20 protein-coding genes, 1 tRNA gene and 1 pseudogene are annotated in these 21936 nt (G+C 73.6%); 5 read left to right on the plus strand and 17 right to left on the minus strand.

Annotation, left to right across the window (positions count from 1 at the left end; all coding sequences use genetic code 11):
- Nucleotides 1–54: 54 nt before the first annotated feature.
- A tRNA-Tyr gene (locus DQE82_RS19765) sits at nt 55–138 on the minus strand.
- Nucleotides 139–285: 147 nt separating this feature from the next.
- Here DQE82_RS19765 and DQE82_RS19770 point away from each other — a divergent pair.
- Nucleotides 286–780, plus strand: coding sequence for a YajQ family cyclic di-GMP-binding protein (locus DQE82_RS19770; protein WP_064446624.1), 495 nt, complete (start codon nt 286–288; stop codon nt 778–780).
- Nucleotides 781–1067: 287 nt separating this feature from the next.
- On the opposite strand, the gene DQE82_RS19775 is transcribed toward DQE82_RS19770, so the two are convergent.
- Entirely contained in the window at nt 1068–1877 is an 810-nt protein-coding gene (locus tag DQE82_RS19775) for a hypothetical protein (protein ID WP_113973461.1), read from the minus strand.
- The gene (locus DQE82_RS19780) at nt 1864–2388 is read right to left on the minus strand and encodes an RNA polymerase sigma factor (protein WP_043328223.1); all 525 of its coding nucleotides are present in this window, start codon (nt 2386–2388) and stop codon (nt 1864–1866) included. The genes DQE82_RS19775 and DQE82_RS19780 overlap by 14 nt, the downstream gene beginning before the upstream one ends.
- 158 nt (nt 2389–2546) lie before the next feature.
- Between DQE82_RS19780 and DQE82_RS19785 the strand changes: the two are divergent.
- Nucleotides 2547–3815, plus strand: a pseudogene (locus tag DQE82_RS19785) (MFS transporter); the annotation flags it as partial.
- A gap of 65 nt (nt 3816–3880) precedes the next feature.
- On the opposite strand, the gene DQE82_RS19790 reads toward DQE82_RS19785, so the two are convergent.
- From DQE82_RS19790 to DQE82_RS19830, 9 genes are all read right to left on the minus strand, one after another.
- On the minus strand, nt 3881–5140 hold the full coding sequence (locus DQE82_RS19790; protein WP_113973462.1) for an MFS transporter: 1260 nt from the start codon (nt 5138–5140) through the stop codon (nt 3881–3883).
- 139 nt (nt 5141–5279) lie between these two features.
- A complete protein-coding gene (gene htpX, locus DQE82_RS19795; protein WP_064446626.1) occupies nt 5280–6158 on the minus strand; it encodes a zinc metalloprotease HtpX in 879 nt (292 codons plus the stop codon).
- Between the two features lie 149 nt (nt 6159–6307).
- Nucleotides 6308–7774 (minus strand): NADH-quinone oxidoreductase subunit N, encoded by a 1467-nt coding sequence (locus DQE82_RS19800; protein ID WP_113973463.1) that lies wholly within the window; start codon nt 7772–7774, stop codon nt 6308–6310.
- The gene (locus tag DQE82_RS19805) at nt 7771–9276 is read right to left on the minus strand and encodes a NuoM family protein (RefSeq protein WP_043328215.1); all 1506 of its coding nucleotides are present in this window, start codon (nt 9274–9276) and stop codon (nt 7771–7773) included. Before DQE82_RS19805 ends, DQE82_RS19800 begins: the two co-directional genes overlap by 4 nt.
- Complete coding sequence (locus tag DQE82_RS19810; protein WP_113973464.1) at nt 9273–11198, minus strand: NADH-quinone oxidoreductase subunit L; 1926 nt, start codon at nt 11196–11198, stop codon at nt 9273–9275. Before DQE82_RS19810 ends, DQE82_RS19805 begins: the two co-directional genes overlap by 4 nt.
- Nucleotides 11195–11548, minus strand: a complete 354-nt coding sequence (gene nuoK / locus DQE82_RS19815; protein WP_069088037.1) for an NADH-quinone oxidoreductase subunit NuoK — start codon at nt 11546–11548, stop codon at nt 11195–11197. Before nuoK ends, DQE82_RS19810 begins: the two co-directional genes overlap by 4 nt.
- Entirely contained in the window at nt 11545–12069 is a 525-nt protein-coding gene (locus DQE82_RS19820; protein ID WP_069088036.1) for an NADH-quinone oxidoreductase subunit J, read from the minus strand. The genes nuoK and DQE82_RS19820 overlap by 4 nt, the downstream gene beginning before the upstream one ends.
- On the minus strand, nt 12066–12656 hold the full coding sequence (locus tag DQE82_RS19825) for an NADH-quinone oxidoreductase subunit I (protein WP_051611348.1): 591 nt from the start codon (nt 12654–12656) through the stop codon (nt 12066–12068). The genes DQE82_RS19820 and DQE82_RS19825 overlap by 4 nt, the downstream gene beginning before the upstream one ends.
- Before the next feature lie 73 nt (nt 12657–12729).
- The gene (locus DQE82_RS19830; RefSeq protein ID WP_064446631.1) at nt 12730–13152 is read right to left on the minus strand and encodes an ester cyclase; all 423 of its coding nucleotides are present in this window, start codon (nt 13150–13152) and stop codon (nt 12730–12732) included.
- Between the two features lie 95 nt (nt 13153–13247).
- Here DQE82_RS19830 and DQE82_RS19835 point away from each other — a divergent pair, with 95 nt between their 5' ends.
- A complete protein-coding gene (locus DQE82_RS19835; RefSeq protein ID WP_113973465.1) occupies nt 13248–14294 on the plus strand; it encodes a glutathione S-transferase family protein in 1047 nt (348 codons plus the stop codon).
- Between the two features lie 125 nt (nt 14295–14419).
- Here the strand turns inward: DQE82_RS19835 and nuoH are convergent, their stop codons facing one another.
- Together nuoH and DQE82_RS19845 are read right to left on the minus strand one after the other, a co-directional pair.
- Nucleotides 14420–15382, minus strand: coding sequence for an NADH-quinone oxidoreductase subunit NuoH (nuoH, locus tag DQE82_RS19840; RefSeq protein ID WP_064446633.1), 963 nt, complete (start codon nt 15380–15382; stop codon nt 14420–14422).
- Nucleotides 15382–16191, minus strand: a complete 810-nt coding sequence (locus tag DQE82_RS19845; RefSeq protein WP_113973466.1) for an NADH-quinone oxidoreductase subunit C — start codon at nt 16189–16191, stop codon at nt 15382–15384. Before DQE82_RS19845 ends, nuoH begins: the two co-directional genes overlap by 1 nt.
- Nucleotides 16192–16293: 102 nt before the next feature.
- Between DQE82_RS19845 and DQE82_RS19850 the strand changes: the two genes are divergently transcribed.
- Nucleotides 16294–17340, plus strand: a complete 1047-nt coding sequence (locus DQE82_RS19850; RefSeq protein WP_176722782.1) for a glucose 1-dehydrogenase — start codon at nt 16294–16296, stop codon at nt 17338–17340.
- 31 nt (nt 17341–17371) lie between these two features.
- Here DQE82_RS19850 and DQE82_RS19855 read toward each other — a convergent pair whose 3' ends face one another.
- Together DQE82_RS19855 and DQE82_RS19860 are read right to left on the minus strand one after the other, a co-directional pair.
- Nucleotides 17372–18688: a DUF2252 domain-containing protein gene (locus tag DQE82_RS19855; protein ID WP_043328199.1), complete on the minus strand. Its 1317-nt coding sequence runs from the start codon at nt 18686–18688 to the stop codon at nt 17372–17374.
- 36 nt (nt 18689–18724) lie between these two features.
- Nucleotides 18725–19285, minus strand: coding sequence for an NADH-quinone oxidoreductase subunit B (locus tag DQE82_RS19860; protein WP_043328197.1), 561 nt, complete (start codon nt 19283–19285; stop codon nt 18725–18727).
- Nucleotides 19286–19454: 169 nt separating this feature from the next.
- Here DQE82_RS19860 and DQE82_RS19865 point away from each other — a divergent pair, with 169 nt between their 5' ends.
- On the plus strand, nt 19455–20384 hold the full coding sequence (locus tag DQE82_RS19865; RefSeq protein WP_113973467.1) for a hypothetical protein: 930 nt from the start codon (nt 19455–19457) through the stop codon (nt 20382–20384).
- 49 nt (nt 20385–20433) lie between these two features.
- Here DQE82_RS19865 and DQE82_RS19870 read toward each other — a convergent pair whose 3' ends face one another.
- Nucleotides 20434–21912 carry an aminotransferase class V-fold PLP-dependent enzyme gene (locus DQE82_RS19870; protein WP_113973627.1) on the minus strand — a complete coding sequence of 493 codons (1479 nt, stop codon included), beginning with the start codon at nt 21910–21912 and terminating at the stop codon, nt 20434–20436.
- Nucleotides 21913–21936 lie beyond the last annotated feature (24 nt).

The raw sequence follows: 21936 nt of genomic DNA on the forward strand, positions 1-21936 counted from the left end.
AACGAGAACGGCCCCCGATCAGCATCTCTGCTGGTCAGGGGCCGTATCTGCACCTGGTGGCGGGTAGAGGATTCGAACCTCTGTAGCTTTCGCGACGGATTTACAGTCCGCTCCCATTGGCCGCTCGGGCAACCCGCCAGGGCACACCACCGCGTCGCAACGCGGCAGCGGAAGCAAGGATAGCGGTTGCCCCCGGTACCGCCGCAACCGGGTACCGTCAGGAGGTCCCACGCTGGTCAGCGCGGGACGGACCAGGACAGACCGCCGGACAGCAGGAGCATGAGCATGGCAGCGAACCCCTCGTTCGACATCGTGAGCAAGGTCGACCGGCAGGAGGTCGACAACGCTCTCCGCCAGTCGGAGAAGGAGCTCTCGACGCGGTTCGACTTCCGGGGCACGGGTGCCGAGATCTCCTGGTCGGGCGAGGAGGCGATCAGCATCCAGGCGGAGACCGAGGAGCGCGTACGGGCCGCGCTGGAGGTCTTCAAGGAGAAGCTGATCAAGCGGAACATCTCGCTGAAGTCACTCGATGCCGGCGAGCCCAAGCAGTCGGGCAAGATCTTCAAGATCGATGCCAAGGTGGTGCAGGGCATCGACTCGGACAAGGCCAAGGCGATCAGCAAGAAGATCCGCGACGAGGGCCCGAAGGGCGTGCAGGCGCAGATCCAGGGCGACCAGCTCCGCGTCACCGGCAAGAAGAAGGACGACCTCCAGGCCGTCATCACGCTGCTCAAGGGCGAGGACTTCGGTCTGGCTCTTCAGTTCACCAACTACCGGTAAGGGGGACTCTGGCCGGCCTGGTCATCGGGCCGGCCTGGCCTTGCCATCCGCGCGGATGTCGGTCGGCCTCTCCTCGACCCGGCGCGCGCTCCGACCCCTCGCGGGCAAGGACCGCTGATGGGACACGACCCCTTCGGCCGGACGCATGATCGGAACGTGTTGCAGACTCCTCGAACACCCACGGCGGCCTACCGCAACCACCATGGACCGTGAGCCGTCGGCGGGCCTCCGTCATGCCGAAGGCGGGTGCGACCGGCCGGCCGGTCGCACCCGCGAAGGGATATCTCCTAGTCCGTCGCCTCGACAGCAGGCGTGGCGGACGTCGCGGGGCCGAGGACCAGGTGCGGATCGAGCACCACGCCGATTGCCTGGTCCGGTGTCAGTGGCAGAGATCCGTTCCTCGCGGTGAGGCGGAGGGACGCTGCGGACCCGTCGGGCCGGAGCAGGTCCACGCTGAGCGTCTCGTACCGCACGACCCCGGCGCCGCGCTCCGCCGGAAGCCGGTGCTCCCGGAGCGAGGTTCGTACTTTGATCTTCTCGCCCGCGGGGCCCAACTGCTGCACACAGGTGCCGCTCGCCGTGCGGGAGGGGCAGGCAGTGGTGATCATCGACGCGAGGGAGGTACCGGCGTTTCGCGTGAGCTGGACCGACAGGTGAGCGTTGCCGTTCCCGGCGCCGAGGGTGCCCTGACCCCAGTAGCCGGTGAGAGTCGTCTCTCCCTCCGTCCCGCCTTGCTTGTTCCAGTTGCTGAGCAGGTCGTGCGGGGCCGGGCCGCTCAGCTCGGGCGCCTGTCGAAGCAGCGCCGGGATGACGGCCGCGTCGATCCGGGCCCAGTCCTCGGGTGTGCCGGCGGCGGTGGTCACGGTCGGGGTGGGCGACGGCCCAGCCGGTGGCACCGGGTCGGTTTGGCGGGGTGCGCGGACGAGCGCGGTGGCCCCGATGGCCACCACGAGGACCGCCACAGCGGCCAACGCCATCCCGCTTCTGCGGTGCCGACGACGCGAGTCGACGGCGGCCCGGAGATCGTCGAGCGGTGGCTGATGGACGGCGTCGGTGATGGTGTCCACGTCGAACCCGCTGAACTCACGATCGGACATCGGCCCTCCTACGACTGGCTACGGCATCGACGGTGTCGGCTGGGGAGAGCAGCAGGGCGAGCGCCTGACGCCCCCGGGACAGCCGGGACTTGACTGTGCCGACGGAGACGCCCAGGGTTCGCGCCACCTCCTCGACCGGCAGGTCCACGAGGTAGTGCAGGGCCAGCGCGTGCCTCTGCCCGTCCGGCAGGCGCCGCAGCGCGGCCAGCAGCGCCAGATGCTCCGGCGCGCTGTCGGCGACCACCGGCGGCGACCACGTCCGTCGCAGCAGCCCGTCGAGCACCCGCCGACGCCGATGCCGGCTGCGGGCGACATTGACCGCCACCCGGCGCAGCCACGCCTCCGGGTTGTCGAGGCCGGCGAACCGGCGGGGCGCGGCGAGCGCCCGGGTGAACGCCTCCTGTACCGCCTCCTGCGCCTCGCTCAGGTCACCGGTCACCGCGTAGAGCTGAACGACCAGCCGCCGGAAACACCCGGCATAGACATCCGCGATCACGTCGTCGTCGGACACCCTCACCTCCCTGCTCAGCTTGTTCCACTCACGGCGGGGCGGAAAGGTTCCGTCGTTTCCGGCCGGCTTCTGCCCACAGGCAACTTCGTTGTTCCGGAGGGCGGGCGTGGGGTCGGGTGGTAGCCATGACCTCCGCGCTGCTCCTCCCCTACCGTCCGGTGCTCGGCCATCCCGTGCTGCGCCGGCTGCTGCCGGGCCTCGCCACGTCCGCGCTCGGTGACGGGCTGGCCCTGGTCGCGGTGACGTGGCTGGCGCTGCAACTCGCCCCGGAGGGGCAGCGCGGCACCTGGACCGCGTTGGCGGTGGCGGCGTACACGCTGCCGGGGGCGGCCGGTGCGGTGCTGCTCGGTCGCTGGCTGGGTGGGCGGAGCGGGGCTCAGCTCGCGGGCTGGGACGCCACGGTACGGGCGGCCGCGCTGGGCGCGATCCCGGCCGCACACCTCGTCGGGGTGCTGGACGCCGGTCTCTACGTCGTCCTGCTGGCGGTGTCCTCGCTGTTGCACCCGTGGGGGTCGGCCGGTCGGTTCACGCTCGTGGCCGAGCTGCTGCCGCAGCGGCACCACCTGGCCGCGAACGCGCTGCTCGGGACCCTCGGCCAGGCGGCGACGATCGTGGGGCCGCCGCTGGCCGGTCTGCTCATCGCCGGGGTGGGCCCGGTGTGGGTGATCGCGATCGACGCGGTCAGCTTCGCCGTGCTGGCCGTCAGCTACCGCCTCGTCATCCCGACCACCCGCCACGTGGGCACAGACCGCCACGAACGCACCGCCGGCACAGACCGCCACGCAAGCAACGCGAGCACAGGCAACCATGCAAGCAACGCCGGCACAGACCGCCACGCGAGCAACGCGGGCACGGGCAACCGCGCAGAACGGCCGGCCTCCGGATTCCGGATCATCGCGCGGGACCGGTCGCTGCTCGGTCTGCTGTCGCTGTCCTTCGCGTTCTTCTTCCTCTTCGGCCCGTTCTACGTGGCCATGCCGGTGCACGTCACCGACGACCTGCACGCCTCCGCCGGAACGCTCGCGGCCTACTACACCGCGTTCGGCGTCGGCTCGCTGCTCGGCGGGCTGCTCACCGGGCACCTGCGCGGCTGGCCGCCGCGGACCACGCTCGCCGGCATCGTGGCGTTGTTCGGCACCGCGCTGCTGCCGCTCGGCCTGGGCGCACCGGTGGTGCTGTCACTGTCCGCGTTCGCGCTCGCCGGGCTGGTCTGGGCCCCCTACCAGCCGACCGTGACGGTGTTGTTCCAGCGCCGGGCCGGGGCCGCCGACCTGCCTCGCGTACTGGCGGCGAACGGGGCTCTCCTGGTGCTGTCGGTGCCGCTGGGCACCATGCTCGGCGGTCCGGCGACCGCGTTGCTCGGGGCGCGGCCCACCCTGCTGACGTGCGCGGTGGCGATCCTCGTCCTGGGCCTGCTCGTGGCCGGGCGCCCCGGGTGGGGAGGCGCCGGGAGGGGACCGGGCCGCCGGCCGGCGCACCCGGACGCCACCGGTCAGGCGGCCAGTGACTGCTCGGCGCGTACCGCTGTGGCCTCGGCCCGGGCGATCGGCCCGGCGGGCAGCGCGGCGACCGCGGCCCCGACGGCGACCGCCACCCCGGCGAAGACGAACGCCCAGGACACGCCGCCGGCGTGGTCGATGATCAGGCCGGCGATCGAGCCGCCGGCGGCGCTCGCCGCGACCGACATGGTCACCACCCAGGTGTACGCCTCGTTCAGCATGCCGGCCGGGGCGATCCGCCCGACCAGTGTGTTCTCCAGAGTGAGCGCGGGGGCGATGGCCGCGCCGCCGAGCACCAGCGCGACGCCGAGCGCGGCCGGGCCGGGCATCACCGCGAAGACGGCGAAGCTGGCCGCGACGGTGCCGAGCAGCCAGGCGAACTGGCGGGTCATGTTGGCGGCGGGCTTGCGTACGCCGAACCAGAAACCACCGATGGCGCTGCCGATGCCCCAGACCGCGAGCAGCACGCCGGCCAGGCTTTCCGGGTCGTCGGCGCCGGAGTTCCCGGCGAAGGCCGGGACGATGACGCCGGAGGCGCCGAAGGCGATGCCGAGGCTGGCCACGCAGAGCAGCAGCGCGGGGAAGCCGCCGATCCGCAGCGGGCCGAGGCCCCGGGCGTGGTGCTCGCGCGGGTGCGGGCGCCAGCCGCGCATGACCCGGCCGAACGCGACGGCGCCGGTGCCGACCAGGGTGACCACGGCGGCGCCGACGAGCGCGGCGGAGGCGTCGGCGAACAGCACGAACCCGGCCACCAGCAGCGGGCCGATCACGAAGACGACCTCGAAGAGGGTGGTCTCGGCGGCGAGCGCGGTGTTGCGCAGGTGCGCCCGGCCGGTAGCGGGGGCGGTGAGGTCGTTCCAGGCGCCCCGGATCGCTGCGGTGAGCGGCGGGTACGTGGCGCCGGCCAGGCCCGCCGCCAGGTAGATCAGCGGGAGGTTGCCGGTGCCGGAGCGGGTGGCGACGAGCAGCCCGATCAGGGCGAGCGGGTGGGCCAGCGCGGTGGCCACCAGGACGGGGGTGGGGCCGACCCGGTCGGCGATGCGTCCGGCGACCGGGCTGAGCGCGGCGCCGGAGAGCGCGTAGATGCCGCCGGCGACGGCGGCCAGGGAGTAGCGGCCGGTGACCTGCTCGACGACGAGCAGCAGCGCCAGCGGGGTCATGCCGATCCCGAGCCGCCCGATGATGCCGAGGATCAGCAGCATCGGCGCGCCGGGGATCCGCCAGACGCCCTGGTACTGGCGCAGTGCGGCCACGGTCGACCTCCGAGGGAGTAATGGGTGGGAGACGTTTCGACCCTAACGGCGCGGCCTGATCGGGGGAAACGCATTGTGCCCGGACACACCACCGCGCCCGCGTCCTGGGGACGCGGGCGCGGTGCGGGCGTACGGCGGGTCAGCGCTGGAACTGCACCGGCCCGGAGTTGCGGGCCATCTGCTCCAGGCGGGCCACCCGCTGCTCCATCGGCGGGTGGGTGGCGAACATCGCGGCGATGCCGCCGCCCCGCTTGAACGGGTTGTCGATCATCAGGTGCGCGGTGCTGGCGAGCTGGCCCTGCGGCGCGAGCGGGCGCGCCTGCGTACCCATGTGGATCTTGCGGAGGGCGCTGGCCAGGGCCAGCGGGTCGCGGCTCAGCTCAGCGCCGGACTGGTCGGCCTGGAACTCCCGGCTCCGGCTGATCGCGAGCTGGATCACCGTGGCGGCGATCGGGCCGAGGATCAGCGTGAGCAGCAGCACGGCCGGGTTCGGGCCGTCCTCGTCGTCGGACGAGCCCAGCGGGATGAACCAGGCGAGGTTCGCCAGCATGGTGATGATGCCGGCCAGGCCGGCCGCCACGCTGGAGATCAGGATGTCCCGGTTGTAGACGTGCGACAGCTCGTGGCCGATCACGCCACGCAGCTCCCGGTAGTCCAGGATCTCCACGATCCCCTGGGTCACGCAGACCGCCGCGTTCTCCGGGTTACGGCCGGTGGCGAACGCGTTGGGCTGCGAGGTCGGGCTCACGTACAGCCGGGGCATCGGCTTGCCGGCGAGCGTCGACAGCTCCCGCACCATCTGGTACAGCTCGGGGAACTGTGCCTCGCTGACCGGTTGCGCCTTCATCGAGCGCAGTGCGAGCTTGTCGGAGAAGAAGTAGGTGACGCCGTTCATCAGCAACGAGACGACGACGGCGATGACGAGACCGCCGCTACCGCCGAACCAGTAGCCGATCGCGAGGATCAGCGAGGTCAACAGGCCGAGCAGCGCTGCGGTCTTGAGACGGTTGTGATGCACGATCTCTCCTTCGGTGCGCGGGCCCTTGCGGGAGGCCCGCTGACCGGTTCAACACACCGGTACCCGTCAACCATCCGGCTCATGGCTGAAAGTTGGCTGGATGTTGCTGTGCACACGCTGAAGCGGTCGCCCACCAGGGCACGAACCGGTCAGCGCGCCGCCACGTCCAGCACCAGCTGCGGTGCGAAACCGATCACCACCGCCGCCACGGTGGCCACGCCGAGCGCCAGCGCCACGGTCCGCGCCGGCCGGACCGCCGCCGCGCCCGTGGGCGCCGCGTAAAGCGAGGCGGTGACCCGCAGGTAGTAGGCCAGGCCGATCACCGCGTTCAACGCCACCACCAGCGCCAGCCAGCCCGCGTGCCCGGCCAGCAGCGCGCGTACCACTGTCACCTTGGCGAACAGCCCGGCCAGGCCCGGCGGCAGGCCGGCCAGCCCGATCAGCGCCAGCGCGAACGCGCCGCCCACCCACGGGTGCCGCCGCGCCGCGCCGCGCAGGTCGGCCAGCGTGCCGCCGTCGCCGTCCGCCGGGCGCAACGCCACCACCGCCGCGAACGCGGCAAGCTCCAGCAGCACGAAGAAGATCGCGTACGCGACGGCTGCCGCGTACGCGGCCGTGCGCGCGTCGCCGGTGCGGCCCGCGGCCAGCGCCAGCGCGCCCAGCGGGGCGAGGATGTACCCCGCCTGGGCCACCGACGACCAGGCGAGCAACCGCACGGTACGCCGCTGACGCAGCGCCACCAGGTTGCCGACGGTCATGGTCAGCACCGCCAGCGCCGCCAGCACCGGGCCGGTCTGGTCACCGGGCAGCGCGCGCTGCACCACCGCCAGCAGCGCCACCACGCCACCGAGCTTGGAGGCGGTCGACAGGTACGCGGCCACCGGCAGCGGCGCGCCGTCGTACGTGGCGGGGGCCCAGGCGTGGAACGGCACGGCGGCGACCTTGAACGCCAGCCCGGCCACCACGAGCGCCGCCGCGACGCCGGTCAGCGGCAGATCGGTCAGGTCGGCGCGGTCGGCCAGCGTGGCGCCGAGCCGGTCCAGGTGCAGCGTGCCGGCGACCGCGTAGAGCAGCGCCGCGCCGAGCAGCGTCACAGTGGTGGCGACCACGCTGACCACGAAGAACGTCACCGCCGCCTCGGCGCCGGCGAGGCTGCCCCGGCGCAGGCCGACCAGCACGTACAGCGGGAGCGTCAGCGTCTCCAGCGCCACGATCAGCGTGATCAGGTCACCGGCGGCGCCGAGCACCACGCCGCCGGTCATCGCGCAGGCGAGCAGGAAGCAGTACTCGCCGACCGGGGTACGCCCGGCGCGCAGCAGCGGGCCGGACAGCGCCAGCACGCCGAGCGTGAGCAGGGCGATCACGGCCCCGACCAGCGCCGCTCGCCCGCCCCACACCCAGGAGCAGTCGTCGCCGACGCAGAACGTGCGCCGGGTCCCGGCCGTGCCGACGAGCGCCGCGCCGGCAGCCGTACCGGCCGCGCCGAGCGCCGCCACCGCGACCGTGACGGCGGGCCGCGCCACCAGCAGGTCGACCAGCAGCACCAGCACTGCGGTGCCGGCGGCCAGGTACGCGGGCAGCATCGCCACGTTGTCGACGCTCTGCACCAGGCTCATGGGACGACCCCCAGCAGCGCCTCCACCGGACCGGAGGCGTAGGACAGGACCAGCGCCGGGGCCAGGCCGACCGCGAGCGCGAGCAGCACCAGCGGCGCCCAGGCGGTCAGTTCCGCACCGGCCAGCCCGGGTGCGAGCCCCGCCACCGCCGGGCTGGGCCGCCCGTGCGAAACCCGGCGCAGCAGCCGCAGGAAGTACGCGGCGGTGAGCGCCCCGCCCAGGGCGGCCAGCACGGCGAGGGTCAGCCAGAGCGGGCCGCCCCGCTGCACGGCGGCGACCACGGCGAACGCCTCGCCCCAGAACCCGGCCAGGCCGGGCAGCCCCAGCGAGGCGACAGCCGCGAAGCCGAGCAGCCCGGCCAGCCGGGGCGCGGTCTCCCGCAGCCCGGACAGGTCGGCCAGCGAGCCGGTGTGCGCGCGGTCCTTGACCGCGCCGGCCAGGAAGAACAGCAGGGCGGTGATGACGCCGTGGGCGATGTTGCCGATCAGCGCGGCCTGGAGCCCGGTGGCGGTGAGCGTGGCGATCCCGAGCAGCACGAAGCCCATGTGGCCGACGCTGGAGTACGCGATGAGCCGCTTCAGGTCGTCCTGGGCCAGGCAGACCAGGCCACCGATCAGAATGGCGGCGACGGCGAGCACGCCGAGCACCGGCGCGGCCCAGCGGGCGCCCTCCGGGGCCACCCCCACGGCGACCCGGATCATGCCGTACGTGCCCATCTTGAGCAGCACCCCGGCGAGGATCACGCTGCCGACCGTCGGCGCCTGGGTGTGCGCGTCGGGCAGCCACGAGTGCAGCGGCCAGAGCGGGCTCTTCACCGCGAACGCGAGCGCCAGCAGCGTGAACGCGGCGAGCTGGGTGCCCCGGGACAGCCCGGCGCCGCCGGTGAGCGCGACCAGGTCGGCGGTGCCCGCGGCGGCCACCACCACGTAGACGCCGACCAGCAGCAGCACCGAGCCGAACAGCGTGTAGAGCGCGAACTTGCGGGCCGCGCGACGACGGTCCGCGCCGCCCCAGCCGGCGATCACCGCGTACATCGGCAGCAGGACGACCTCGAAGAACAGGAAGAACAGCACCAGGTCGAGCGCGAGGAACGTGCCGAGGATGCCGACCTCGACCACCAGCAGCAACGCCACCAGCGCCCGTCCGCTGCCGCCGCCGGACGGCACCCGCCACAGCGTGTACGCGCAGCACAGCAGCGTGAGCAGCGCGGTCAGCACCACCAGCGGCCAGGAGATGCCGTCCACGCCCAGGTGGAAGCGCAGGTCGAGCCCGGGCACCCACGGCAGGTCGACCTGGTGCCAGGGCTGCACCGCCGGGCGCGGCCCGTACCCGAACCAGCCGTGGTCACCGCCGACCAGCGGCAGCGTCGCCAGCAGCGTCAACGCGGCGGCGACGGTGCCGACCACCCGGCCGGCCCGGTCACCGGGCACGACCGCGGTGGCCAGCGCGCCGAGCGCCGGGACCGCGACCACGGCGACCAGCAGGACCTGCCCGAACGTCATGAGGTGACTCCGATCAGGGCGACCGCGAGGCCGATCAGCAGCGCGCCCGCCAGCACCCCGGCCGCCGCCCGCGGCAGCGCCGCCCGGTGCAGCGCGGCCAGGCCACCGCCCACCTCGACCGCCGTCCGGCCACTGCCCTCGACCAGCCCGTCCACGCCCAGTTCGTCACCGGTACGCACGACCCGCGCGAGCGCGCCCACCGGGCGTACGACGACTGTGTGCTGGACGTCGTCGAGCCGGAACGCCCGGGCGAAGACCGGCCGCAGCGGACCCAGGAAGCGGGCCGGGTCGGCGGCCGGGTCGCGGCGCCAGCCCGCCCAGGCGACGCCCGCGCCGACGAGCAGCAGCAGGAACGGCAGGACCAGGTTCGGCGCGAGGTGCACCAGCTCGACCGCCTCGCCGGTGTCGTCGCCCGGCACGCGCAGCCGGTCGGCGAACCACGGCGCGAACGCGGCCAGGCCGAGCAACGCGGCCGGGACCGTGAGCAGCAGCACCGGCCAGCGCAGCAGCGCGGGCGGGTCGTGCGGGCGCAGCAGCGGCGTGCGCGTGGTGCCGAGGAACGTGCGCAACAGCAGCCGGGTCGCGTACCAGGCGGTCACCGCCACGCCGACCAGCCCGGCCAGCCAGACCAGCCAGCCGACCCAGGCCGCGCTCGGCCCGGCGCCGTCGAGCGCGGCCGCCTCGGCGGCGGCGAGCACGCCGTCCTTGCTCCAGAAACCCGAGAGCGGGGGTACGCCGGCCAGCGCGCCCAGGCCGACCACAGTGCACCAGAACGTCACCGGCATGGCGGTACGCAGGCCGCCCATCCGGGACATCAGCGTGGTGCCGACGGCGTGGATCACCGCACCGGCGGCGAGGAACAGCAGCGCCTTGAACGCGGCGTGGGTGAGCAGGTGGAACAGCGCGGCAGCCGGTGCGCCGACCGCCAGCGCGCCGGTCATGTAGCCGATCTGCGACACGGTCGACCAGGCGAGCACGCGCTTGATGTCGTCCTGCGCGGTGGCGGCGAACGCGCCGAGCAGCATCGTGATCGCGGCCATCACGCCCAGCACGGCGAGTGCGGCCGGTGCGCGCTCGAACAGCGGGAACAGGCGGGCCACCGCGTACACGCCGGCGGCGACCATCGTCGCGGCGTGGATCAGCGCGGACACCGGCGTGGGACCGGCCATCGCGTCGGGCAGCCAGGTGTGCAGCGGGAACTGGGCGCTCTTGCCCGCCACCCCGGCGAGCAGCAGCAGGCAGGCGGCGGTGAGCGTACCGGTGCCGTAGTCGTGGGCCAGCACGTCGGCGATCCGGAAGCTGCCCGCGCCCACGCCGAGCAGCGCGATGCCGAGCAGGAAGCCGACGTCACCCACGCGGGTGACAAGGAACGCCTTCACCGCCGCGCCGGGCGCTTCGGGTAGCCGCCGGTCGTGGGCGATGAGCAGGTACGAGCAGACGCCCATCACCTCCCAGCCGACCAGCAGCATGATCAGGTCGCCGGACACCACCACCGTGAGCATGGCGGCGGTGAAGAGGCTCAACTGCGCCGCGTACGGCGGGTAGCGGTGGTCGACGTCCACGTCGTCGTGCGGGCCCCGGCGCAGGTAGCCGATCGAGTAGACCTGCACGGCCAGCGCGACAGCGGCGACGGCGGTGGCGACGAGCACTGCCACGCCGTCCAGCCGCAGGCCGAGCGTGACCCGCAGTCCGCCCAGGTCGACCCAGGTGGTGGACGCCTCGACCGGCGCGTCCACGCGGACCAGCAGCGCCAGCGCGGCCAGCAGCGACACCGCCGCACCCGTCACGCCCAGCGCGACCGCCAGCCGCCGGGCCGACGCGCGGTCGTGGCTCGGGGCGGGCGGCAGCAGCAGGCCGAGCAGCCCGGCGACCAGCGGGGCGCCCGGCAGCACCGCCGCGAGCCACAGCGTCGGCGTGCTCACCGGACCGCTCCTTCCGGGCGCTCGGCCGGGGTCACCGCGGGCGCCGGCTCGGCCAGCGGGACGTCGTCGACCGTGACGCTGGCGCGCAGCCGGTAGAGCTGGAGCACGATGGCCAGCCCGACACCGATCTCGGCGGCGGCGAGCACGATCACGAACAGCGCGAACACCTGCCCCGAGTGCGGCAGCGCGGCCTTCACAGTGGTGTCGGCGGTGACCAGCACCAGGTTCACCGCGTTGAGCATCAGCTCCACCGCCATCAGCACCAGGACGGCGTTGCGGCGGCGCAGCACGCCGTACACGCCGAGGCCGAACAGCAGCGCGGCGGTGACGTACGGGATGACCGGCCTCACGGGCGCCCGCCCTCGTCGGCGGGCCGGCGGCCGATGTCGGGGCGGGAGAGCACGATCGCGCCGACCAGCGCGGCCAGCAGCAGCACCGACAGCACCTCGAACGGCAGCACCCAGGAGCGGAACACCTGCTCGCCGAGGCGCTCGGCGGTGCCGGCGGCGGGCAGGTCCACCCGGGACCAGCGGAAGGCGTCGATCAGCAGCACGGCCAGGCCGAGGCCGCTGCCGCCGCCGACGAGCGCGGCGGCCCAGCCCGGCCGGTCCAGGTCGTCCGACGGGCCGATCGGCGCGCGGGTCAGCATCACCGCGAACAACAGCAGCACCACGACCGCGCCCACGTAGATGAGCACCTGCACCCAGGCCACCAGCTCAGCGGTCAGCACCAGGTAGTCACCCGCGAGCGCGCCCAGGCACACCACCAGCCACAACCCGGCCCGGACCAGGTGGCGGGTCGCGACCACCAGCGCGCCCGCGCCCACCGCCACCGCGCCCAGCGCGAGCAGCAGCACGTCCGCACCGGTCATGAGGCAGTGCCTCCGCCCGGATCGGTGGCGGCGTCGGGGCGTACCCGGGAAGGAGCCGGACGGGCCGACGGACCCGCCGCCTTCCGGGCGGCGGTGGTCTCCTCCTTGGAGGGGTCGCCGAGCGGGTCGTGCGCCGGCGGCGGCGGGACGGTGGCCATCCACTCGCCCAGGTGGTCCTTGTCGTGCAGCAGGTCCTTGATGTCGTACTCGGCGTACTCGAACTCGGGCGACCAGTAGAGCGCGTCGAACGGGCAGACCTCGACGCAGATGCCGCAGTACATGCAGAGCGAGAAGTCGATGTCGAACTTGTCGAGCACGTTGCGCTGGCGGGGGCGGGCGGCGCCGGGCACCGCCACCTCCTCCTTGTGCGAGTCGATGTAGATGCACCAGTCCGGGCACTCGCGCGCGCAGAGCATGCAGACCGTGCAGTTCTCCTCCAGCAGCGCGATCACGCCACGGGAGCGCGGCGGCAGCTCGGGCGCCACATCCGGGTACTGCTGGGTGGTCGAGCGGCGGGTCATCGTCTTCAACGTGACCGCCAGGCCCTTCACCAGACCGCCGCCGGGCACTCCACCGTGCTCGCTCATGCCGCCCATCCTGCCCTGTGACCCGGGCGCGCGCGACCACCACCCGGCGCTTTGGCCCGGGCGTGCGGCCGGATCACGCCTCGCCGGGTGTGAGTGGGGGCAGCATCTCCACGCCGAGCTGCTGGAGCACCTGGAACAGCTCGTTGACGCTCCACACGTCCACGATCCGCCCGTCGTCGTCGAAGCGCAGGAACGTCGCGCCCGAATAGCTGACCACCCGGCCGGTCGGCGGCACCGGACCGAACTGGCCCGCCTGGGTGCCGGCAGCCCGCCAGCGGACCGCCACCCGCGTACCGGCCGCCACCACGTCGACGATCTTGTAGCGCAGGTCGGGGAACGACGCCCGCCGGTCCCGGTGCCACGCCAGCATCGCCGCCGGGCCGGTGCCGCCCAGGCCCGGGCACTCCGCCGCCACCAGCTCGTACGCGCTCTCCTCGCGCCCGGCGTTCCACACGTCGGCGACGAAACGCCGGGCCGCCGTCTCCACATCGGTCACGGCGGGCAGCCTATGCCTCTTTGTGACGCGCTCGACCTGCCGGGAGCCGCCCGAGCGACCATGATGGGAGCGAAAAGCGAACTCGGAGGTAGAGCGTGGGCGGCAGCGACGACGAGGTCCTGGAACGAACCGGCGGCAAGTACGTGGAGCCGGGTGGCGAGTTCACCCGCGACCAGCGCTACATCGCCACCCGGATCACCGCCGACGGGCGGGACGGCTGGCCGGTGGAACCGGGGCGCTACCGGCTGGCGGTCAGCCGGGCCTGCCCCTGGGCCAACCGGCTGATCATCGTCCGGCGCCTGCTCGGGCTGGAGGACGCCATCTCGATGGCAGTGGCCGGGCCGACCCACGACAAGCGGAGCTGGACGTTCGACCTGGACCCGGACGGTAAGGACCCGGTACTCGGCATCGAGCGGCTCGCCGACGCCTACTTCGCCCGCTTCCCCGGCTACGAGCGCGGCATCACCGTCCCGGCGCTCGTCGACGTGCCCAGCGGGCAGGTCGTGACGAACGACTACGCCCAGATGAGCCTGGACCTCACGACCGAGTGGACGGCGTACCACCGTCCCGGCGCGCCGGACCTCTACCCGGAGCCGCTGCGCGCCGAGATCGACGAGGTGAACGCGGTCGTCTTCGCGGACGTCAACAACGGCGTCTACCGGTGCGGCTTCGCCGGCAGCCAGGAGGCGTACGACAAGGCGTACCACCGGCTGTTCGACCGGCTGGACTGGCTGAGCGAACGGCTGGCCGGGCAGCGGTACCTGGTCGGCGACACGATCACCGAGGCGGACGTACGGCTGTTCACCACGCTCGTCCGCTTCGACCCGGTCTACCACGGGCACTTCAAGTGCAACCGGCAGAAGCTCAGCGAGATGCCGGTGCTGTGGGCGTACGCCCGGGACCTGTTCACCACGCCCGGGTTCGGCGACACCATCGACTTCGACCACATCAAGCGGCACTACTACGAAGTCCACCGGGACATCAACCCGACCGGGATCGTGCCGCTCGGCCCCGACCTGAGCAACTGGCTCACCCCGCACGGCCGGGAGGAGCTGGGCGGTCGCCCCTTCGGCGACGGCACCCCACCCCCGCCCCCACCCCCGTCCGAGCGCGTAGACCCGTCCCACACCCCCTTGCGCTGACCCGCCCTGCCCCGCCCCGGCGATCTTGCACTTTGGGCCCCGAACCTGGACGCCTTGCCCCTTTTGCCGGGGCAGAAAGTGCAAGATCGCCGGGGAGAGGGCGAAGGGTGGGGAGGGTGGGTGGGTTACAGGGCCAGGCGGACTGCGGCGGTCAGGACCAGCTGGGCCAGGGCCAGGGGGACCAGGACCAGCCAGCAGAGGCGCTGGAGCTGGTCCTCGCGCAGCCTCGGGTAGCTCACCCGCAACCAGATGATCACGAAGGCGACGGCGAACACCTTCAGCAGCGTCCACAGCCAGCCGAGCTGCGCGTCGGCGAACGGGCCCTGCCAGCCGCCGAGGAACAGCACTGTGGTCAGCGCCGCGATCACCACGATGCCCACGTACTCGGCGAGCAGGAAGAACGCGAACCGCAGCCCTGTGTACTCGGTCATGTAGCCGAAGACCAGCTCGGAGTCGGCCACCGGCATGTCGAACGGCGGGCGGCGGATCTCGGCCAGTCCCGCCACGAAGAAGATCACCATGGCCGGCGCCTGCCAGAGCAGCCACCACGGCTGCCACGCCTCCACGATGCCGGAGAGGCTGAGCGTGCCGGCCGCCATCGCCACCGAAGCGGCGGCCAGCACGAGCGGCAGCTCGTACCCGAGCAGCTGGGCCGCGCCGCGCAGCCCGCCGAGCAGGCTGTACTTGTTGGCTGACGCCCACGCGGACATGAGCACCGCCAGCACCCCGACGCCCACCACGGCGAGCACGAAGAACAGGCCGATGTCCAGCGGCTGGGCGACCAGGTCACCCGGGCCGAGCGGGATCACGAGCAGCACGAGCAGGTACGGCACCAGCGCCACCGCGGGCGCCAGCCGGAACACCTGCCGGTCCGCGTCGCGCGGGGTGACGTCCTCCTTCTGCACGAACTTGATGCCGTCGGCCACCAGTTGCGCCCAGCCGTGGAAGCCACCCGCGTACATCGGGCCCAGCCGGCCCTGCATGTGCGCCATCACCTTGTGCTCGGCCTGGCCGACGATCAGCGGCAGCGTGAGGAACGCGACGAGCACGCCCGCCACGCGCAGGACCAGCTCCAACCAGTCCGGCATCAGCTCTCCCCCGCCGCGTCGGGGTCCGGCTGCTGCCGGGGCGGACCGGTCGGCGGTTCCCCGGGCAGCGGCCGCCCGAGCGGACCCGCCTCATCGGCCGCCGGAGCAGCGTCGGACCGCGCTTGCCCCGCGCCGGTGGAGGGACGGGCAGCACGCGCCGGACGCTCCCGGGCCGGGCGGGCCGGCGTACCCCCGCGGGGGCCCTCACCGGCGCCCGCCGCACCCGCCGGCGTGGGCGTCGTGCCCCACTCACCCGGCGCGGGCACGCCCGGCGGCCGGACCGGCCGGCGGCCGCCGCCCGCCTCCGACTCGCCCGGCTCCTTCGCGCCGGGCCACGGCTTGGCGACCCGGGAGGCGAGGACGAACTCCTTGCGCAGCGGGTGCCCCTCGAACTCCGGCGGCAGCAGCAGCGGCCGCAGCTCGCCGTGGCCGGCGAAGTCGATGCCGAACATTTCGTGGGTCTCCCGCTCGTGCCAGGCCGCGCCGGGGAACAGGTCGACCACCGAGGCGACGACGGGCGCGTCGCGGGGCACGCGGGTGCGCAGCAGCAGCCCGTGCCGGTGCGCGACCGACCAGAGGTGCAGCACCACGTCGAAGCCGTCGGCCAGCTCGTCCACCGCCGACAGCCAGTCGAGGAAGTCGAGACCCAGCTCGGCGTCGTCGCGCGCCGCACGCACCGCGTCCGCCCAGCTCGCCGGGGGTACGTCAACGGTGGCGCGGGCGTACCCCTGACCGCCGGAGACCGACGCGGTGGCCTCCACGGGCGCGAGCAGCTCGACCACCCGCCGGCCGACCTCTTCCGGAGTCATGCGCTGATCCTATGGCCGACGGCTGCGGACCGGGTCGGGCCGCCCGTGCCGGATCGTCGCTTTGCCGGGCGGACGGCGGGAGCGCGCGGGAGGATGAGGGACGTGCGCGCTGTGACTGTGACCCCCGGTGTCCCGGACTCGCTACGGCTGGTCGAGGACTGGCCCGAGCCGGCGCCCGAGGAGGGTGCGATCCTGGTGGAGGCGCTGGCGGTGGGCGTCTGCGGCACCGACCACGAGATCGTCGCGGGCGAGTACGGCGAGGCGCCGCCGGGCCAGGAGCGGCTGGTGCTCGGGCACGAGTCGCTGGGCCGGGTGCTGGAGGATCCGACCGGCACGTTGCAGCCCGGCGACCTGGTGGCGGGCGTGGTCCGCCACCCCGATCCGGTGCCCTGCGCGAACTGCGCGGTGGACGAGTGGGACATGTGCCGCAACGGGCTGTACACCGAGCACGGCATCAAGGGACTGCCCGGTTTCGCCCGGGAACGCTGGCGGCTGCAGCCCAAGTTCGCGGTCGGCCTGGACCCGGCCCTCGCGTCGGTGGGCATGCTGCTGGAGCCGGCCAGCGTGGTGGCGAAGGCGTGGGACCACATCGAGCGGATCGGGCGCCGGGCCGAGTGGACGCCGAAGAGCGTGCTGATCACCGGGGCCGGGCCGATCGGCCTGCTGGCGGCGCTGCTCGGTAGCCAGCGTGAGCTGTCGGTGCACGTGCTGGACCGCAACACCACCGGCCCGAAGCCGGACCTGGTCCGGGCGCTGGGCGCCACGTACCACACGTCGTCGGTGACCGAGCTGGACGTGAAACCCGACGTGGTGATCGAGTGCACCGGCGCGCCGACGGTGGTGCTGGACGCCATGTGCAAGGCCGCGCCCACCGGGATCGTCTGCCTGACCGGTGTGTCCAGCGGCGGGCGGACCATCAACTTCGACGCCGGGGCGCTCAACCGGGAGCTGGTGCTGGAGAACAACGTGGTGTTCGGCTCGGTGAACGCCGGCCGGCGGCACTGGGACCTGGCCGCCGAGGCGCTCGCCCAGGCGGACCAGTCCTGGCTGACGTCGCTGATCACCCGCCGCGTACCGGTCTCGAACTACCGGGAGGCGTACGCCCGCACCGGCGAGGACATCAAGGCGGTGCTGGACTTCACGCAGTGAGGCGGGGCGCCGCGGTCGGCGCCCCGCGCCCTCAGATGCCGGGCAGCCGGCCGTTGCGGAACAGGTCCACGAAGAGCTGGTGGTCCTCGCGGGCCCGGATCCCGTACCGGTGCGCGAAGTCGACCAGGTAGTCGACGAACCCGTCCGGGTCGGAGTCGACGGCAGCGACGATCGCCTCCTCGGTGGAGTAGTCGACCAGGTCGTGGCTGGACTCGTCGTCGGCCACCGAGTGCATCCGGGCCACCGCGCGGCCCAGGTCGGCGAGCACCCCGGCCAGTTCCTCCGGCTCGTTCACGTCGGCCCAGTCGAGGTCCGCCGCGTACGGGGAGACCTCCGCGACGAGCTGGCCGACGCCGTCCAGCTCGGTGAAGCCCAGCCACGGGTCGGCGTGCGCCTGCAACGCGCGCTGCGACTCGGCGGTGCGGTGCCCCTGGTGCCGGAAGTACGACCGGACCCGCTCGTCGTCGACGTACCGCGCCACGGCCGGCACCTGCGCCTGCTTCATGTAGATGACGACGTCGTTCTCCAGCGCCTGGGTGTGCCCCTCCAGCAGCAGGTTGTACGACGGCAGCCCGGCCGACCCGATGCCGACGCCCTTGCGCAGCACCACGTCCTTGATGCCGGTGGCCACCGGGCGCAGCCGGGCGGCCGAGTCCGGCAGCGTGTGCAGGTAGTCGGCGAACGCGGCGCAGACCTTCTCCCGGGTCGCGTCGTCGATCTCGTGCACGCCGTCGCCGAGGGAGAACCGGCGCTCGTAGTTGTCGACGGTGGTCTGCGCGGCGAGCAGGTCCACCCGGGTATTCAGCCGCGCCTGCTGGAGCACCCGGCGCAGCACGCCGTCGGCGTTGTCCAGCGTGATCGAGCCGATCGCGTCGTCCCCGCCGGCCGCGATGGCCCGCAGCTCGGCCAGGTACGACCGGGCGAAGCCGGTGACCAGTTCGCCGATCACCCGGTCGGAGAGGGCCTTCGCGTAGCCGATCAGCGCCACGCTCGCCGCAAGGCGCTTCAGGTCCCAGGTGAACGGCCCGACGTACGCCTCGTCGAAGTCGTTGACGTTGAACACGAGCTGCCCGGAGGCGTTCATGTAGGTGCCGAAGTTCTCGGCGTGCAGGTCGCCGTGGATCCACACCCGGCTGGTCCGGCCGTCGAGGAACCGGTCGCTGCCGAAGTCGCCGCGCTGGTCGGCGTAGAACAGCGCCGCGCTGCCCCGGTAGAACGCGAACGGTGACGCGGCCATCTTGCGGAACTTACGGCGGAACGCCGCCGGGTCGATCGCCATGGACGCGCCGAACTCCTCGGTCAGCACGTCGATGATGAATGCGGAGCGCTTCTCCGCGAAGTCGGTCATGAGCCGCAGGCTAGACCGGCGGCGCCACCCGACGGCTCAGCCGAGCGGCGGACGGACCGGCGGCGCGGTCAGCGCCTCGACCGGCCGCGCCACAGCGTCCGCCGGAGAGGCGAGCGCGTCGGGGCGGGCCACGCCGCCGACGCCGGACTGCTCGGCGGCGATCTTCTCCTGGAGGCGCAGGATGCCGTGCAGCAGCGCCTCCGGGCGCGGCGGGCAGCCGGGCACGTACACGTCGACCGGGATGAGCTGGTCGACGCCCTTGGTGACCGAGTAGGAGTCCCAGTACGGGCCGCCGCAGTTGGAGCAGGCGCCGAACGAGATCACGTACTTCGGTTCGGGCATCTGGTCGTAGAGCCGCTTGACCGCCGGGGCCATCTTGTCGGTGACGGTGCCGCTGACCACCATCAGGTCGGCCTGCCGGGGGCCGTGGGCGAACGGGATCACGCCGAGCCGCATGAAGTCGTGCCGGCCCATGCTGGTCGCGATGAACTCGATGGCGCAGCAGGCCAGGCCGAAGTTGAACACCCAGAGCGAGTAGCGGCGGCCCCAGTTCAGCACGAACCGGATCGGCTCGCCGAGCACGCCCGGCAGCTGCATCTCCGACCTCCCGCTGTCCGTGAACCCCGAGCAGACAGTCAACCACAGCGGTCCGGTGTCGTACCCACGACAGGGAACCCGGGCAACTGTCCCCGGGGCCGGCGGGTGTCTTCACTGTCGGGCGGACGGAACCACCGCCGCCCACCACGGGGATCACGGAGGACCTGTCATGACCACACGTACGGCACGAGTCGCCACCGCGCTGCTGGCCGGGGCGGCAGCGCTGTTCGCGCTGGCCACGCCCGCCGCAGCCACGAGCGGCACCGCTGCGGCACGGCTGACCGTCGACACCGGGCCGCTGGTGCTGACGCCCACCGACCGGGGGTACGTCGGCACGCTGACCGCGACGATCAGCAACCGGGGCCGGGCCGACGGCGTCGCCGACCTGCGCATCACCGAGCCGGCCGGCGCCTCGTTCATCGGCCTCGACGACGGCACGCCGTGGTTCACCGAGGGCCTGGTGGAAAACCGCCGGGTCATCGGCAGCTTCGGCGGCCGGGTCGCGGCGGGCGACAGCCGGGCCCTGCGGCTCAACTTCCAGGTCTGGACGACAGCGCGCGCCTACCCGATGGTCGCGCCGGGCGGCTCGATCGCGGTGGTGCCGGGCGGCGGCGCCCGGGTCGCGGATCGCGACGCCTTCCCGACCGTGTTCCGGTCCACCTCGGGCAGCGTCCGCGCGCCGCGCGTCTACCGGCAGGCCACCGCGACGGACCTGACCGTAAACGGTCGTGACGTGACGCTGACCCGCCAGGCCGACGGAAGCCTGCTGGGCCGGATGCCGGTAACGGTGCGCTACGGCAACGACGCGCCGTCGTTCCGGCTCGCCGCGCGGGCGGCCCTGCCCGCCGGGGTCGAGGTCTGGAGCACCGATCCGCAGGACCTGCCCAGCTTCCCGGACTCGTTCGACGTCCCGGGCGGCCGGTTCATGCCCGGCGAGGAGCGCACGTTCGACGTCGTCCTGCGGGCACCGGCCGGAACGCCGGCCGGCGTGCTGGGCAGCGGCACGTTCACCGTCGAGGCCCGCTACGTGAACGAGCCGGTCGGGGACGTCGACCCGGCGGACGACACCACCACGTTCAGCGTCGGCGCGGCCGGCTGAGACACCGCACGACACGGCCCGCCCGGAATCCGGGCGGGCCGCGTTCGCGTCACCAGGCCGGGCGCTGGAGCAACCCGACGAACTCGGCGAGCAGCCGCTCCCGCAGCCGGGCCGGCGCGGCGTCGAGCAGCGTGTTGACCACCGCCATCCGCTCCGGCGCACCGGCGTCGGCGGCCAGGCCGAGCCCGCCCGCCAGCCCGGCCACCAGATCGGGGGTGAGCGCCTCCGGGGTGAGGCTGCCGGTCAGCGCCAGCAGCTCCGGCGGCAGCACCACCGGCCCGGCGGCGCGGGCCGCCGCGACCGCCTCGGCCAGCGCCGGGCCGAACTCGGCCACCCGGGGCGCCACCGCCGCGGTCACCGTCAGGTGCACGCTGGCCGGCAGATCGGCGTACGTGAGCTGGGGCTGGGTGTGCCAGCCACGCTCGGTCAGCTCGTCGACCAGCACGAACAGGTCGAGCCCCGGATCGTCGCTGGTGAAGCAGACGACAGTGGTCTCCGGTTCGGCCATCAGCCGCAGCCCGTCGGTGGCCCGGATCGCGTCGGCGAGCCCGGCGACCGCGTCCCGGGTGGCGGCGGCAAGCCGCAGGTACCCGTCCTCGCCGAGGTGCCGCAGCGTGGCGTACGCGGCGGCGATCGGCCCGCCGGAGCGGGTGGAGGCGATCACCGGGTTGACCATCGTGTACCCGGGCCAGTCCGCGTACGCGAAGAACTGCGGGGCGCGCAGCGCCGGATCGCGGTGCAGCAGCACCGAGACGCCCTTCGGCGCGTACGCGTACTTGTGCAGGTCCACCGAGATCGAGGTGACCCCCGGCACGGTGAAGTCGAACGGCGGCACCGGCGCGCCGAGCCGACGCAGCCAGGGCAGCGCCCAGCCGCCGAAGCAGGCGTCCACGTGGCATCGCACCCCGGCGGCCTGCGCGACGGCGGCGATCTCCGCGACCGGGTCGACCACCCCGTGCGCGTACGACGGCGCGGACGCGACCACCAGCACGGTCTCCGGGCGGATCGCGGCGGCCACCGCTGCCACGTCCGGGCGCAGCGTCACCGGGTCGACCGGCACCGTGTCCAGAGCGACCCGCAGGTAGTGCGCCGCCTTGGCGAACGCGGCGTGCGCGCTCGCCGGCGCCACGATCCGCGGCTCGGTCAGGTCGGGGCGGGCGTCCCGGGCCGCCTTGACGGCGAGCAGCAGCGACTCGGTGCCGCCACTGGTGACGCTGCCCACCACGTCCGGCGCGCCGGTGCCGGGGCCGCCGCCGAGCAGCCGGGCGGCGGCGCCGACGAGCGCGTTCTCCATCGCCAGCAGCGACGGGAACGCGGTCGGGTCGAGGCCGTTGACGTGGGCGCTCTGCGCGTACGCGGCCTGCGCCAGCTCGTCCAGACCGGCCACGCCGGGGTCGTAGACGTACGCGAACAACCGCCCGCCGTGCGTGGGCCGGTCGGCGTCCCGCAGCGCGCGGATCTCGCCGAGTACGTCCGCCGCGGGCATCCCCTGGGCGGGCAGCGCACCGGCGCCTGCCGTGTCGGTCATCGGGTGGTTCCTCTCGTGGACGGG

Origin of the sequence: Micromonospora sp. LHW51205 (assembly GCF_003315815.1) — a bacterium.
Lineage (GTDB): Bacteria > Actinomycetota > Actinomycetes > Mycobacteriales > Micromonosporaceae > Micromonospora > Micromonospora chalcea.